This is a genomic window from Candidatus Tectomicrobia bacterium (assembly GCA_016192135.1).
In the GTDB taxonomy this organism is placed as follows: Bacteria; UBA8248; UBA8248; order UBA8248; family UBA8248; genus 2-12-FULL-69-37.
In genome coordinates this window covers 95,457-108,588 of record JACPUR010000035.1, presented here as the reverse complement: position 1 = coordinate 108,588, position 13,132 = coordinate 95,457, and the positions used below count along the sequence as shown (strand labels likewise).

Sequence of the window (13,132 nt, the reverse complement as noted above, 5' to 3'; positions counted from 1 at the left end):
CAGAAAATTCACCCCAGGTGGCGCATGAAGACGAGCGCGAGGGGTCCCTGCTTCCACAGCGAGGAGAGCGGAACGGGGCTTCCCCCGCCGTCCTCGAACCGTATCTCGGGGGCGGGACCCTCGGGACCCGTCATTTCCGGCGATTGCATGCAGCCTCCTTTCGGGCGTCCGGGCGGACGCCTCCGGGAACCATCATACGCCTCCTGGCCGGGCGCCTGAACAGGCCGGGAGGCTTGGCAGAAGCGTGCGTGCGTGCCAAGATTGGCGCTCATAAGCCGGCCAGTGGCTCGGGCGCGCGCATATCCACAAGGAGGCTGTCATGCCCCGCTACATCGACATCAGCTGCGAGATCAAGAGCGGCGTCCCCATCCCCCCGGGCGTCCCCCAGAAGGTGAAGCACACCACCGCCTACCGGGGGCCCTATTCCCACCACTGGCAGGCCACCTGGCTCGAGCTCAGCGCCCACACCGGCACCCACGTGGACAGCCCCCTGCACGTCGTGAAGGGCGCCCCCACCGTCGGGGCCATCGACTTCCAGCTCTACATGGGCGAGGCCGTCATGCTCGACGTCACCTCGATGGGCAAGCCCAACGCGGTGATCAAAGCGGCCCACCTCGAGAAGCACGAGAAGAAGTGCCGCGCCGGGGACATCATCGTGGTGCGCACCGACTGGGGCCGCAAGATGTTCGGCACGCTCGAGTACTACACCAAGTCCCCCTACATCGATGTCTCCGCCGCCAAATGGCTGGTCGCGCGCAAGCCCAAGGCCATCGCCTTCGACTTCTTCGAGGAGTACGACGCCCGCCGCACCGACTTCGACTCGACCGAGTTCAAGGTGCACCACGTCATGCTCGGGGCGGGCGTCGTCCTCATCGAGGGCCTGGACAACCTGGATAAGGTCAAGAAGGAGCGCTTCTTCATGATGGCCCTTCCGATCAAGATTGCGGACGCCGAGGCGGCCCCCGCCCGCGCGATCGCCATCGTGGACTGAGCCCGGCCATGCCCTCCCCCCTCATCGAGCGCCTGCGGGCGCTCTGCGCCCTCCCGGGCCCGCCGGGGCGCGAGGAGGCGGTGCGCGAGGCCATCGCGGCGATCCTCCTGCCCCATGCGGACCGCCTGCGCCAGGACGCCTTCGGCAACCTCCTCGCCCAGCGGCTAGGGAGCGAGGGCGCGCCCCACCTGCTCCTCCAGTGCCACATGGACGAGGTGGCCGTCGTCGTGACCGGGGTGGAGCCGGGCGGGGCGGTGCGCTTCGACAAGGCGGGGCTGCTGGCGAACGCGGTTTTCCCGGGCCGGGAGATCGACCTCCTCGCGCCGGACGGCTCCCTCCACCGGGGCATCGTCCACATCGCGGGCGGGCATCAGCAGTTCCTCTCCGGCGACCAGCACCCCACCCCCGCCCAGATGTGGATCGAGGTGGGCGGGCTGGACGGCGCGGCCGTCCGGAAGCTCGGCATCGGGCCGGGCACCCTCGGGGTCTTCCACGGCCCCTTCGCGGGCATGCCAGGAGGCGCCTGGAAGTCCAAGGCGGTGGACAACCGCTCGGGCTGCGCCCTCTGCGCCGAGGCCTTCCTGAACGCGGGACCCCTCGCCGGCCGCCTCAAGCTCACCGCCGCCTTCTGCGTCCAGGAGGAGCTCGGCTCGCGCGGCGCCTCCGTCCTGAACGTGACCCACACCATGGGGGGCCACCCGCCCGATCTCGCCATCGTCCTCGACACCGTCCTGGCCGGAGGCCCCGCCGGCACCCCGGACGGCCAGGCGCTCCGGATGGGCGCCGGGCCCGCCCTCCGCCGCTACGACCACCACCCGATCACCTTCCTCGGCCACATCGCCCCGGCCCCCCTCGCGGAGTGGGTGAAGGAGACGGCCCGGGCCGCGGGCGCCCCTCTCCAGGAGGACGCCGTCGCCAACACCTTCACCGATGCCGCCACCCTGAGCCGATCCCTGCCGGGCGGGCTCCCGGTGGTGAACCTCAACCTCCCCCGGCGCTTCGCGCACTCTCCGGTCGAGATGTTCCTCGAGTCCGACCTCGAGGCCCTCTCCGCCCTCCTGGGCGCCCTCATCCGCCGCGTGGCGGAGGGCGACTTCCCCGTCCTCGCCCGGGACTACAAGGGCCGGAGCCGGAGCGCGTTCGGATGAGGGCGAAGGACGCGCCAAGGACCATCCGCGTCGCCCACAGCCCGGACTCGGACGACGCCTTCATGTTCCACGCCCTCGCCAACGGCAAGATCGGCACCGGGCGCTATGAGTTCGTTCACGAGCTCCGGGACATCGAGACGCTGAACCGGGCCGCCTTCGAGGGGACCTACGAGGTCAGCGCGGTGAGCTTCCACGCCTACTGCCACCTCGCGGACCGCTACGCCATCCTCCCCCACGGGGCGAGCTTCGGGGATGGCTACGGCCCCGTCCTCGTCGCGCGCCGGCCCATGGTGAAGGAGGAGGTGCGGGGCGCGGAGATCGCCGTCCCGGGCCTCCTCACCACGGCCTACCTCGCGCTCCGGCTCTACCTGGGAGGAGCCGAGCCCCAACACCGCGTCGTCCCCTTCGACCGGATCATGGAGGAGGTGGCGGGGGGCTCCGTGCCCTGCGGCCTCCTCATCCACGAGGGCCAGCTCACCTACGCGGAGGAGGGCTTCCACCTCGTCGAGGACCTGGGCGCCTGGTGGAAGAAGGAGACGGGCCTGCCCCTGCCCTTGGGCGGCAACGTCATCCGGAAGGACCTGGGCCCCGAGGCGGTGCGCGAGGTGAGCCGGCTGCTCTCGGCGAGCATCGCCTACGCCCTCGACCACCGGGAAGAGGCCCTCGACCACGCCATGCGCTACGCGCGTGACCTCCCCCGGGAGAAGGCGGACCGCTTCGTCGGGATGTACGTGAACGACTGGACGCGGGGCTACGGCGAGCGGGGCAAGGAGGCGGTCCGCGTTCTCCTGCGAAGGGCGTACGAGGCGGGGATCGTGCCCAGGAGGATCGAGCCCGAGTTCACGGAGTAAATCGCAACCCCTGTCCCGCCTGGAATTGCGGTAGAATAAAAAAAGTTAGGCTTGCCAAGAAGGGGACTGCGGCCATGAAACTCAAGATCATTCTCGAACCCAGCGATGAAGGCGGCTTCACGGTCTATGCCCCCTCCCTCCCCGGCTGCGTCAGCGAAGGGGAGACCGAGGAGGAGGCCCTCGCCAACATCCGCGAGGCCATCGAGCTTTATCTGGAATCTGCCGAGGATGACGCCCTCCCGGCCGAAAAAGCCAAAGTGATGGAACTCGTTCTTTGACGCGGGTCCCCAGCCTTTCGTATGTCCAGGTAGTCCGTGCCCTTCAACGGACAGGGTGGATTGTCGTGAGGCAACGGGGGAGCCATATCCGGCTTCAAAAGCGTGAGGGGGAACACCTCTTGAAGCTGGTCGTCCCTGCCCACCGCCCTGTCAAGCGCTCGACCCTAGCTCACATCCTCAAACAAGCCGAAATCGAACTGGATGACTTCCTGGGGATGCTTTAAACGCGAATCCCTACGAAACCCTCCCCGCCGAAATCAGCGCCCGGTTGAAGTGCAGGTAGAGCGGCGCGGCGGCGAAGCCCATTTCCTTCCAGCGGTCCCTCCCTACCCCCCCAACACCTGGCACAGCTCGGGGTTGATGTGGATGCGGACCGCGTCTCCTTCGCTGACGGCCGCCACGCTCCGCACCCGGGCGCGCAGCGTGCGGGAGCCCACGCGGAGGCGGAGGTCCAGGACCTCGCCGAGGAAGTAGCGCTCGCTTACTGAGGCCTCGAAGCAGTTGGGTCCGCCGTCCGGGGGGTTGAGGGTGATGCCCTCGGGCCGGATGGCCACCCGGATGGCCTCGCCGGCGGCCCGGCCTTCCGGCCGGCCCGTCACCCGGAGCGGCGCCCCCAGCCCCGCGTCCACCAGGCCCTCGCCTTCCGCGACGCGGGCCTCGAGGGTGTTGGCGAGCCCGACGAAGGTGGCGACGAACTCGGTGGCCGAGCGGCGGTAGATGTCCTCGGGCGAGCCGATCTGCTCCTCCTTGCCGTGGCGCATGACGACGATGCGGTCCCCGACCACCATGGCCTCTTCCTGGTCGTGGGTGACGTAGATGCTCGTGATGCCGAGCCGGCGCTGGAGGTGCTTGATCTCGAAGCGCATCTCCTCGCGCAGGGTGGCGTCGAGGTTGGAGAGGGGCTCGTCCAGGAGGAGGAGCTTGGGCTCGAGCACAAGGGCGCGGGCCAGGGCCACGCGCTGCTGCTGGCCGCCCGAGAGGGCGCTGGGCAGCCGGCCGCCCAGGGCGCTCATCTGGACGAGTTCCAGGGCGCGCCCCACCCGCCGCCCGATCTCGGCCTTGGAGAGCTTGCGGAGCGTGAGGCCGAAGGCGAGGTTCTCGGCCACGGTCATATGGGGCCAGACGGCGTAGTTCTGGAACACCATGGCGAAGCTGCGCCTGTCGGGCGGCATGGAGAAGCGGGCGGAGGCGACCAGCTCCCCGTCCATGCGGATCTCGCCCGCGTCCGGCTGGATGAAGCCCGCGATCATGCGGAGGGTGGTCGTCTTGCCGCAGCCGCTCGGCCCCAGGAAGACCACGGACTCCCCGGACTTCACCTCGAGGTTGAAGTCGCGGACCGCGCGGACCTCGCCGTAGCTCTTGCTCACTCCCTGAAGGACCAGCGTGGACACCGGTCACACCTCCATTACGGATTTCCCGGCGAACCTCCGGACGAGCCACGTCGCCCCGACCGAGGCCACGATGATGATGATGCACATCGCGGCGGCGCGCTCGAGGAGGCCGTCCTCGATGAAAAGCAGGATGCGCACCGCCATGGTCTGCGCCCCCTGGACGTTCAGCATGATGGTGAGGGGCAGCTCACGGAGCAGGACGGCGAAGACGAGCGTCCAGCCGATCCACAGGCCGCTCTTGAGCAGGGGCACCGAGATGCTCCAGGTGGTCCGCGTCCACCCCGCCCCCACCATGCGGCCCGCCTCCTCCATCTCGGGGCCCACCTGCTTCATCGTATTCCGCACGAAAATGAAGGCGAAGGCGATGTAGCGCGTGATGTAGGCCAGGATGAACATCATCATGGTGCCGAAGACGGGCAGCCACTCGAGCCTCAGGTAGCCCACGTAGAGCCCCACGGCCAGCGCCACGGAGGGGAAGGCGAAGGTCATCATGATGAGGCCGGTCAGCGCGCCCCTCCCATCGATTCCCGAGCGCTCGACGATGTAGGCCGACACCACCGCCAGCAGGAGGATGAGGGTGGCCGCCACCGCCGAGAGCCACATGCTGTTGTAGACGGCGCATATGGCCTCGGTGACGATGTAGCCGCCGGGAAGATCGCAGTTGGCCAGGGCGGGGTCGAAGAGCTGCTCGTAGTGCGTCAAGGAGAAGCCGCCGGCGGCCGGCGGGAAGAGCCCGGTGAAGAGCGGCCGCCCCCACACCTCCGTCACGGAGGTGGCGAAGATGGCGTACATCGGCGCCCCCACCGAGACGAACACCACGAGCATGGAGAACCCGCTCAGGACGTAGCGCCACCGCCCGATGTCCATGGGCGCGGGGGCGGTGGCCTTGCCGCCCACCGTCACGTACTGCCGCCGGGACAGGATGCGCCGCTGAAGCCACAGCGCCCCCGCCGTGATGACGATGAGCGGAGAGGCCAGCGCCGTCGCCATGGCGAAGTTCGGCGGCGGCTCGAACAGGTTGTAGATGCGCGTCGTCAGAACGTGAAACCGGGCGGGAACGCCGATGACCTGGGGGGCGCCGAACGCCGCCAGCGTCTCCAGGAAGACCATGATGGCGCCCGACACGATGGCGGGGGCCGCCATGGGGAGGGTGATCCGCAGCACGGTCAGGAGCCTCCCCGCCCCCACCATGCTCCCCGCCTCCTCGTAGGAGGGGTCCATGTTGTCGAGCGAGGCGCTCACGGAATAGAAGACGAACGGGAAAAAATGCAGGACCAGGACGAAGGCCAAACCCCAGAAGGAGAAGACCGTGAAGGGGCCGCTCTCGATCGGCTCCGCCAGGAAGGGGTTGACGATCCAGCGCACCAAGCGGTTGATGTCCCCCTGGTTCTCCCCGAGCAGGAAGATCCAGCCCACCGCCCCGATGAAGCTCGGGATGATGAAGGCGATGCCGGTGAGGCTTCGCACGAGCTCCCGGAAGGGCATCCGCGTGCGCGAGACCCCGAAGGCCATGGGGATGCCGAGAATGAGCGAGAAGAAGGTGACGATGAGGCTGAGCCAGATCGAGCGGATGAACGCGTCCCGGAAGCTCTCCTCGGTGAAGATGCGGACGTAGCTTGAGATCGTCCAGGCGCCCGTCTCCGGGTGCTGAAGGCTCATGACGAAAAGGGTCAGGAAGGGGTAGGCGATGAGGGCGGCCAGGAACGAGGCCGTCAGCGCCATCGCGGCGAACTTGCCGGGCTCGTTTCTCCATTGGGCCGCCCGGTCCGCCAGCCATCCCGCGGGGGCGGATATCGCCTCCATGCAGCCTCCGTCCTGCCTGGGCGCCCCGCCGCCCCCGGCGGAGGCCGGGGGCGGCGCGCGGCCGGAGCTACTTCAGCCCGTACACCTGATCAAACTTCTTCAGGAACGGATCGTGCTCTTGGATGGCCTTCTCGAGGTCGGGCCACCACAGGTTCTTGTACGTGTGCAGCGGCTGGGCGCCGGGCACCGGCTTCACGTCCTTGCGGCCGCTGAAGAAGTGCGCGTGCTCGACGATGTTCTCCTGGCCCTCCTTCGAGGAGAGCCACGTCACCAGGAGCCTGGCGGCGTTGGGATGCCTGGCGGCGCCCTCCTTGAGGATGGTCATCGCGAAGTTGATCATCACCGCGCCCTCGCAGGGCCAGAAGGTGAACACGCCCTTCTTGGGATCCTGCCCGTGCTCCAGGGCGCGGTAGCCCGTCACCGCGTAGGTCACCGGCCGCTCGCCCTTGATGACCATGCTCGTGGTCACGCCCGCTGTCGCCCCGAGCAGGATGTTGTGCTTACGCAGGGTTTCATGGAACTCCCAGCCGAAGAGCTCGGTCATTCGCATGGCGGCAAAAAGGGCGGTCCCGCCGGCGTTGGCGTGGGTGACCACCTGCTTGCCGGAGAATTTCGGGTTTAGGAAGTCCTTGTAGCACTTGAAGTCGCCGGGCTTCATGCCGATGCTCTCGACGTACTTCTTGTTCACGAGGGGGAGCATGGGGGTGACGCCCATGGCCGCGAAGGTGAAGTCTTTGTCGAGGTACTGCGGCTCGTAGTCGGCATAGTAGGGGCTCTTGTAGGAGAGCAGCCTCCCTTGCTTCTTCCATTTGACCAGGATCACGGGGTCGGTGACGTGGACCACCTCGTGGGTGAGCTTTCCGGCCCGGAATTCCGCCTCGATGGCCTTGACGAGCCTCCCCGTCGGGTTGCGCGAATACTTCAGCTTCACGTCGGGATAGCGCTTCGACCATGCCCGTGCGACGTTGATGAAGGAAGTCCGCTCGGTCGGCCCCCGGAAGTCCACCTCCCCTTCCTTCTTGGCCTCCCGGTAGAGCTTCTCCTCCTCGGGCGAGACGGCGGCGCCCGCCGGGGCCGCCGCGCCGGCCGCCAGCGCCAGCGCGGCGGCGAGACTCAGCAAGGAATTCCTCATCGGCATTTCTCCTCATTCGGATGGATGCAAAGCCGGACGCGAATGGGTTGCCTCCCGGTGGAGCTTCTCCCTTCGTGTGCATGGGCTTAATGCCCGCATTTTGGCGGAAAACCGGAGGGAAGGAAAGCCGGGATTCGGGCCGCGGGATATCAGTCCCGGGGCAGGTAGCGGGCTTCGATCCGGTGATAGGCGTCGTAATCGATGAGGTCGTACAGCTCCGCGCGGGTCATCATCCGGTCCAGGTACGCGGCTTGGGTGCCCTTCTCCCGGATCTCGTCGAGGAGCTCGGCCGCCGCGCGCAGCATGACCCGCAGGGCGCTCGCGGGGAAGATCACGAAGCGGTAGCCCATCCGCCCGAACTCCTCCGCCGGGATGAGGGGCGTCTTCCCGAACTCCGTCATGTTCGCGAGCAGGGGTCCCGGGCAGCGGCGGGCGTACTCTGCGAACTCCTCGGCCGACTCGAGCGCCTCGATGAACACCAGGTCGGCCCCCGCCTTCAGGGCCTCGTTCCCCCGGACTACGGCCTCCTCGAAGCCGAAGGTCGCCCGGGCGTCGGTGCGGGCCATGATCGCCAGCGCCGGGTCGGGCCGGTGATCGGCGACGGCCCGGATCTTGCCGACGAACTCGGCGCGGCTCACCACTTCCTTCCCGGGAAGGTGCCCGCACCGCTTGGGCGAAACCTGATCCTCGATCTGGACGCAGGCGGCCCCGGCCCGGTCCAGATCGCGGATGGTGCGGACCGCGTTGACGGCATTGCCGTAGCCGGTATCGGCGTCTACGATGAGGGGGATGGAAACCGAATCCGCGATGTAGCGCGCGTTCATCACCGTCTCCGAGGCGGTGACCAGGCCGTTGTCCGGCAGGCCGGTCAGGGCGACGGAGGTGCCCCCGCCGGTCATATAGACCGCCTCGAAGCCCTTGGCCTCGATGAGCCGGGCCGTGAGGGCGTCGTGCGCGCCCGGGACGAGGGTGACCCCCCGCCGGCCGAGCAGCTCCCGGAACTTCGCCCTCCTGGGGTCGGACATGAGAGACCTCCCGCTCCGATTGAAAGCGCGCCTCACGGCCGGCGAGCCGGCCTCGAAGCCATTTCCGCAAGCAAGAATGGGAAATCTTAATCGTTCTCCGTCGGGCAGCCAAGCGGAAATGGGGCCGCCCCGGAACTTTTTCCGGCGCCCGGGTGTTCTCACTCCGGCACCCAGCACGCATCCGCCGCGGCCTTTTTCACCCCGCCGGGACGCCTCCGGCAGGGGCGCGCGTTGTCCCGTATATCAGAGGAGATCAAGGCTGATGAAGAGTCTGCGTGCCGGTTTCACCCTCGCCGCCCTCGTCGCGGCGGTGGGGCTGCTCGCGGGATGTACGAAGGACTTCTCCTTCGCCGAATTGATCGGCTACGAGAATCCGCAGGTGAAGGCCCGCAAGGACCTGATGCAGAGCCACCCGCGCAACATCCGGGCCATTCAGGCGGCCATGAAGGAGAACAGGCTCGCCGACGCGGCCAAGTCCGCTGATGCACTTTCCCAATCGGCCCGGCGAATCCCTGACGCTTTCAAGGAGAGAGTCCTGGAGGGCCAGACGACCGCCCTCCCCGTCATCTGGGAGAACAAGGCGGACTTCGATCAGAAGGCCAGGAACCTCGGGACCGCCGCCGCCTCGCTGGCGGTGGTCCTGCGGGCAGGCGACAGGAACGGCGCCGAGGCGGCCCTGAAGAACGTTCAGGGAACCTGCGGAGGCTGTCACCGGACATACCGGAAGCCGCCCCCGAAAAAGTGAAGGCGCTCACGCGCGCGGCGCCCCGGCCGTCCGGCTGGGGCGCTTTTTTTCCATTGGGTCGGGGATTTCCCTCCCCCTCTTCCCCGTACGAGCCTTTCTTGACAGCCGGGCCGGGCGCGTTAACATTGAATAAGGTCTGAAATCCACCGCCGGGTTTCGGACGCAAGGGAGGGCAGTGACCATGCAAGAGAGCTTCCCTACCATGTCGTTCGAGGAAAAATACTGGGAAGAGTCCCGGGTGAATCCCGAGCTGAGAAAGGCCCTGGAGCTGCTGGCGGAGGCGGAAAGCGCGCACCGGAGAGGTAGAATCGATCGGGCGGTCGAGCTGTACAAGAATTCTCTCGCCTACCATCCCACCGCGGACGCCCACACCTACCTGGGCTGGATGTACAGCAAGCAGGGCAGGCTCGAGGAGGCCATCGAGGAGTGCCATCTCGCCATCGAGGTCGACCCCGATTTCGGGAATCCTTACAACGACATCGGCTGCTATCTGATGCAGTTGGGCGATCTGGAGCAGGCCATCGAGTGGCTGGAGAAGGCAAAGCGGGCGCCTCGGTATGATCCCCGTCACTTCCCCTACACGAACCTCGCGCGCATCTACCTGAAGCGCAGCGAGCACGGGAAAGCCGCGAGCGAGATTCTCGGCGCCGTCCGGCGGGCGGCGGACGAGGAGACTCTCAAGCGCCAGCTCCTGGAGCTCGTGACGCTGCTGAATTGAACCGCCGCACAGCCTGAGACTTTCCCCCTCCCTCCGGGAAGGGGCTGGGGGAGGGAGAATCTATCGGCGCTATAAATCCTTCCCCCACCCTGGCCCTCCCCTCCGGGTGAGGGGAAAAAAAAACCTCAGTCATCACTTTTTCACACGTACGTTGACCAGAAAGTAATGTGTTTAGGACCCACAAGAAAAGCCGGCCCCGAAGGGCCGGCTTTTCTTGGTTCGTCCGATGCCTACTTCGGGATGCGATCCCGCTTGTCCTCTTCCTGCCACGCCTCCTCCACATAGATAGTTCGCGCGGCATCCCGGTTCGGGCAGTTGCCGTACGTGAAGATGAGCTCGGCGTCCTCGGTCTCGCTCGGGTTATAGAGGCCGTGGATCTCGCCCGCCGCCGCGTAAACGAAAGTGCCGGTGGGGACGGTGTGCTCCTCCTTCTCCTCTCCCATCCACACGACGATGGGCCCCCGCACGATATAGAAGGTGGCGTCGCAGACGTGGTAGTGGCGCTGGTTCCGGGCCTTGGGGGGGATGATGGTGCGGCCCATGGTGATGGTCTGGGTGCCCACCGCGTGGCTGTCCACTCCCCAGGCGATGATGAGAGGGGGCTCGTACTTCTTGTCGACTCCGATCGCCGTCGAATCCACCAGCGCCCACCGGCGCTTCGTCGGGGCCTTGATCGCCATGGTGCCTCCTGCATGGAAGATGAAGGGAACGCCCGCCGCGCCCGGGGGCCCGGCGTCCGGAGCCGGCATGATTGCTCGCTTCCGGGCGGCTGGCAAGCGGCGGGCGCCGCTCACCATCCAATCCCCGGGGCGGGCGGACCTCAGGCGGGGCTGGGATCGGAGGCGCCGCGGGCCGGGCGTTCTTCCTCGCCCTCCTCGGCGGCCTTCTCCGGAAACAGGCGCTCGAACTCGAGCGGGTGCTCTTCCCGCAGGCGCCCGAGGCTCATGCGCCCGTGGATGATCGTGGTGTCCAGAGGGAACACGCCGGGCCGGAACATGGCGTTGTAGAGGTGCCAGACGACGATCACCATGAGGGCCAGCATGGCCTCGTAGCTGTGCGCCGTCTTGGCAACGGGGATGACCTGGCCGGGCAGCCAGCGGGTGGCCTGAATCGGGAAGTAGAGGATCAGTCCGGTCAGGATCATGACGCCGCTCCCCAGGAGCATTCCCCAGAACTCGAGCTTCTCCCGGTAATCGAAGCGCCCGGCGGCCGGCCGCGGCCCCAGCCCGGCGGCCCACAGGAGGCCGCGATAGACCTCCCTCAGGTCCGAGAGGAAGGGGGCCATGGAGAGGGCCGCCCGCCCCCGGAGGACGTCGAGCGACGCGAAGACCAGGAAATAGACGGTGAAGCCGCCGAAGGCGAAACCCGCCATCCGGTGGAGCCAGCGCATCAGGTCCAGGTCGCCGATCAGCCGCACCACGGAGCCCGCCCAGAAGGCGTCGGAGAACTTCTGTGGCAGGCCCGTCACCGTCAGCAGGATGAACAGGGCGGCCATGATGTGATGCTCCAGCCGCTGCCTCCTCGTGAACCGCAGCACGGAGCCCTCCTCCTCCCGCACGTCCTTCTCCTCCGGCGGCATCATGCCCGCTCCTTCCGGGACCGCCGCCGGGCGCGGAGCTCGGCGGCGAAGTCGAGCCCGACGTGGAAGAGCATGCAGGCGATGATCGCCGGGACAAAGATGAAATAGAACAGCCGGAGGAAGAACACCAAGGGATAGCGCGTCGTGCTCGGCGGATAGTGCGAGAGCCAGCTCGCCGGGAAATTGAGCGAGGCGTCCGGGTGGCACTTCTGGCAGGTCCGCATCAGGTTTTCGCGCACGACCTTCGAATCCGGGTCCTTCACCCGCAAGATGTCGTGGATGCCGTGGCAATCGGTGCAGACCGCCGTCAGGCGCGGGGGAAGGTTCCGCTGCTCGCGGTAGAGGCTGATCGAGGCACCGTGAAAATCCTCAAGATAAGTCGAGACGACCTGAGAGGAGAGGCCGTATTTCTCCATCAGCGGCTTGTTTTGATGGCAGTCGGCGCATAGCTGGGGAATGTTGATGCGGAACTCCATCTTCCGGGGGTCCTGCCCCGTGTGGGAGGGATGGCAGGTGGAGCAGCCGGGCACATCCTTGGCCCCGTTCTGGATGAGCCCCCGCCCATGAACGCTGGTCTCGTATTGCCGGTAGGGCTTCTCGTGGCACTTCGCGCAGGCCTGGGGGGTGAAGCCCTTGGCGACTCCTCCCTTGGTGATCGCGTGCGCGCCGTGGCAGTCCGCGCACAGGGGCGCCCGGCGGTCGCCTGCGGAGAGGAGGCGCCAGTGGATCCCTTCCTGGAATTCCTTGAACTTTCCGCCGTGGCAGGAGGTGCACGCCCTGCTGTAGTGGAGGCTGAGAGCGCGCCGGTCCTCGAACTCAAGCTTGTCGTGGGGCACCTTCTTGATATCGGTGTGGCAGGCCGTGCACAGCAGGAGACTCCCGTGCGCGGACTTTCCGAAGTCCGCGGCGGGAATCTGAAGGGAGACGCTGGAGCCGTCCTTCAGCTTCATCTGCAGCGGCAGCTTGTGGCAGTTGATGCACATCTCGTTCGACACCGCCTGTCCCCAGGCTGCCGGCCCCCCCAGCAGGACGGCGCCCGCCAGGAAGAGGCCCGCCGCGCGGCCGCCCCGTCCCCTGCGGATGAGCTTCACGGGGATGATCGCCATCGCGGCCAGGGTGAGGAAGATGAAGCCGAGGACGAAGACGGTGCCGAGCACGGGGGAGATCAGGAGCGCGGCCAGGGGAGGGATTCGGCGGAAGATTCGATCGGCGGGGCCGGGCAAGGACCGGCCCCCTCCATCTTGAAAGATCGGCGGCTCCCACCACCCTTCCAGGTAGATTCCGGCCGGGGCGGGACTCCCGCCCGGGAAGCGCTTGAAAATGGTTCGTTCCCTCGGCAATGAAGCCCCCTTCAGAGACGGCCTGTAATCTCTGGCGAACTTGCGGAGAGGCGCCCGAAGCGGGGAAGGCCGAACCGGATCAAAAATAGGGCGGAAACCGGACCCCCGCAACCGAAATGCGTGTTTTCTTC

At 67.2% G+C, this 13,132-nt stretch carries 15 protein-coding genes; 7 read left to right on the top strand and 8 right to left on the bottom strand.

Going from position 1 to position 13,132, the window contains the following annotated elements; all coding sequences use genetic code 11:
* Window positions 1-8: 8 nt before the first annotated feature.
* Window positions 9-149 (bottom strand): hypothetical protein, encoded by a 141-nt coding sequence (locus HYZ11_14265; protein MBI3128765.1) that lies wholly within the window; start codon window positions 147-149, stop codon window positions 9-11.
* 170 nt (window positions 150-319) lie between these two features.
* Between HYZ11_14265 and HYZ11_14260 the strand changes: the two genes are divergently transcribed.
* From HYZ11_14260 to HYZ11_14240, 5 genes are all read left to right on the top strand, one after another.
* A complete protein-coding gene (locus HYZ11_14260; GenBank protein MBI3128764.1) occupies window positions 320-991 on the top strand; it encodes a cyclase family protein in 672 nt (223 codons plus the stop codon).
* 8 nt (window positions 992-999) lie between these two features.
* Window positions 1,000-2,139, top strand: coding sequence for a hypothetical protein (locus HYZ11_14255; protein ID MBI3128763.1), 1,140 nt, complete (start codon window positions 1,000-1,002; stop codon window positions 2,137-2,139).
* Window positions 2,136-2,990, top strand: coding sequence for an ABC transporter substrate-binding protein (locus tag HYZ11_14250; GenBank protein ID MBI3128762.1), 855 nt, complete (start codon window positions 2,136-2,138; stop codon window positions 2,988-2,990). The genes HYZ11_14255 and HYZ11_14250 overlap by 4 nt, the downstream gene beginning before the upstream one ends.
* Window positions 2,991-3,064: 74 nt before the next feature.
* Window positions 3,065-3,268, top strand: a complete 204-nt coding sequence (locus tag HYZ11_14245; protein MBI3128761.1) for a type II toxin-antitoxin system HicB family antitoxin — start codon at window positions 3,065-3,067, stop codon at window positions 3,266-3,268.
* Window positions 3,265-3,492: a type II toxin-antitoxin system HicA family toxin gene (locus HYZ11_14240; protein MBI3128760.1), complete on the top strand. Its 228-nt coding sequence runs from the start codon at window positions 3,265-3,267 to the stop codon at window positions 3,490-3,492. Before HYZ11_14245 ends, HYZ11_14240 begins: the two co-directional genes overlap by 4 nt.
* 102 nt (window positions 3,493-3,594) lie before the next feature.
* Here the strand turns inward: HYZ11_14240 and HYZ11_14235 are convergent, their stop codons facing one another.
* The 4 genes from HYZ11_14235 to HYZ11_14220 form a co-directional block, all read right to left on the bottom strand.
* Window positions 3,595-4,659: an ABC transporter ATP-binding protein gene (locus HYZ11_14235; GenBank protein MBI3128759.1), complete on the bottom strand. Its 1,065-nt coding sequence runs from the start codon at window positions 4,657-4,659 to the stop codon at window positions 3,595-3,597.
* A 3-nt stretch (window positions 4,660-4,662) separates the two neighbouring features.
* A complete protein-coding gene (locus HYZ11_14230) occupies window positions 4,663-6,462 on the bottom strand; it encodes an iron ABC transporter permease (GenBank protein MBI3128758.1) in 1,800 nt (599 codons plus the stop codon).
* 67 nt (window positions 6,463-6,529) lie between these two features.
* Window positions 6,530-7,594: an extracellular solute-binding protein gene (locus HYZ11_14225; protein MBI3128757.1), complete on the bottom strand. Its 1,065-nt coding sequence runs from the start codon at window positions 7,592-7,594 to the stop codon at window positions 6,530-6,532.
* A 149-nt stretch (window positions 7,595-7,743) separates the two neighbouring features.
* Entirely contained in the window at window positions 7,744-8,619 is an 876-nt protein-coding gene (locus tag HYZ11_14220) for an isocitrate lyase/phosphoenolpyruvate mutase family protein (GenBank protein ID MBI3128756.1), read from the bottom strand.
* A gap of 262 nt (window positions 8,620-8,881) precedes the next feature.
* On the opposite strand from HYZ11_14220, the gene HYZ11_14215 reads away from it, so the two are divergent.
* Together HYZ11_14215 and HYZ11_14210 are read left to right on the top strand one after the other, a co-directional pair.
* The gene (locus HYZ11_14215) at window positions 8,882-9,364 is read left to right on the top strand and encodes a cytochrome c (protein ID MBI3128755.1); all 483 of its coding nucleotides are present in this window, start codon (window positions 8,882-8,884) and stop codon (window positions 9,362-9,364) included.
* A 202-nt stretch (window positions 9,365-9,566) separates the two neighbouring features.
* Window positions 9,567-10,082, top strand: coding sequence for a tetratricopeptide repeat protein (locus HYZ11_14210; protein MBI3128754.1), 516 nt, complete (start codon window positions 9,567-9,569; stop codon window positions 10,080-10,082).
* 230 nt (window positions 10,083-10,312) lie between these two features.
* Here HYZ11_14210 and HYZ11_14205 read toward each other — a convergent pair whose 3' ends face one another.
* From HYZ11_14205 to HYZ11_14195, 3 genes are all read right to left on the bottom strand, one after another.
* Entirely contained in the window at window positions 10,313-10,762 is a 450-nt protein-coding gene (locus HYZ11_14205) for a cupin domain-containing protein (protein ID MBI3128753.1), read from the bottom strand.
* Window positions 10,763-10,902: 140 nt separating this feature from the next.
* On the bottom strand, window positions 10,903-11,664 hold the full coding sequence (locus HYZ11_14200) for a cytochrome b/b6 domain-containing protein (protein MBI3128752.1): 762 nt from the start codon (window positions 11,662-11,664) through the stop codon (window positions 10,903-10,905).
* Window positions 11,661-12,884, bottom strand: coding sequence for a cytochrome C (locus HYZ11_14195; protein MBI3128751.1), 1,224 nt, complete (start codon window positions 12,882-12,884; stop codon window positions 11,661-11,663). The genes HYZ11_14200 and HYZ11_14195 overlap by 4 nt, the downstream gene beginning before the upstream one ends.
* Window positions 12,885-13,132 lie beyond the last annotated feature (248 nt).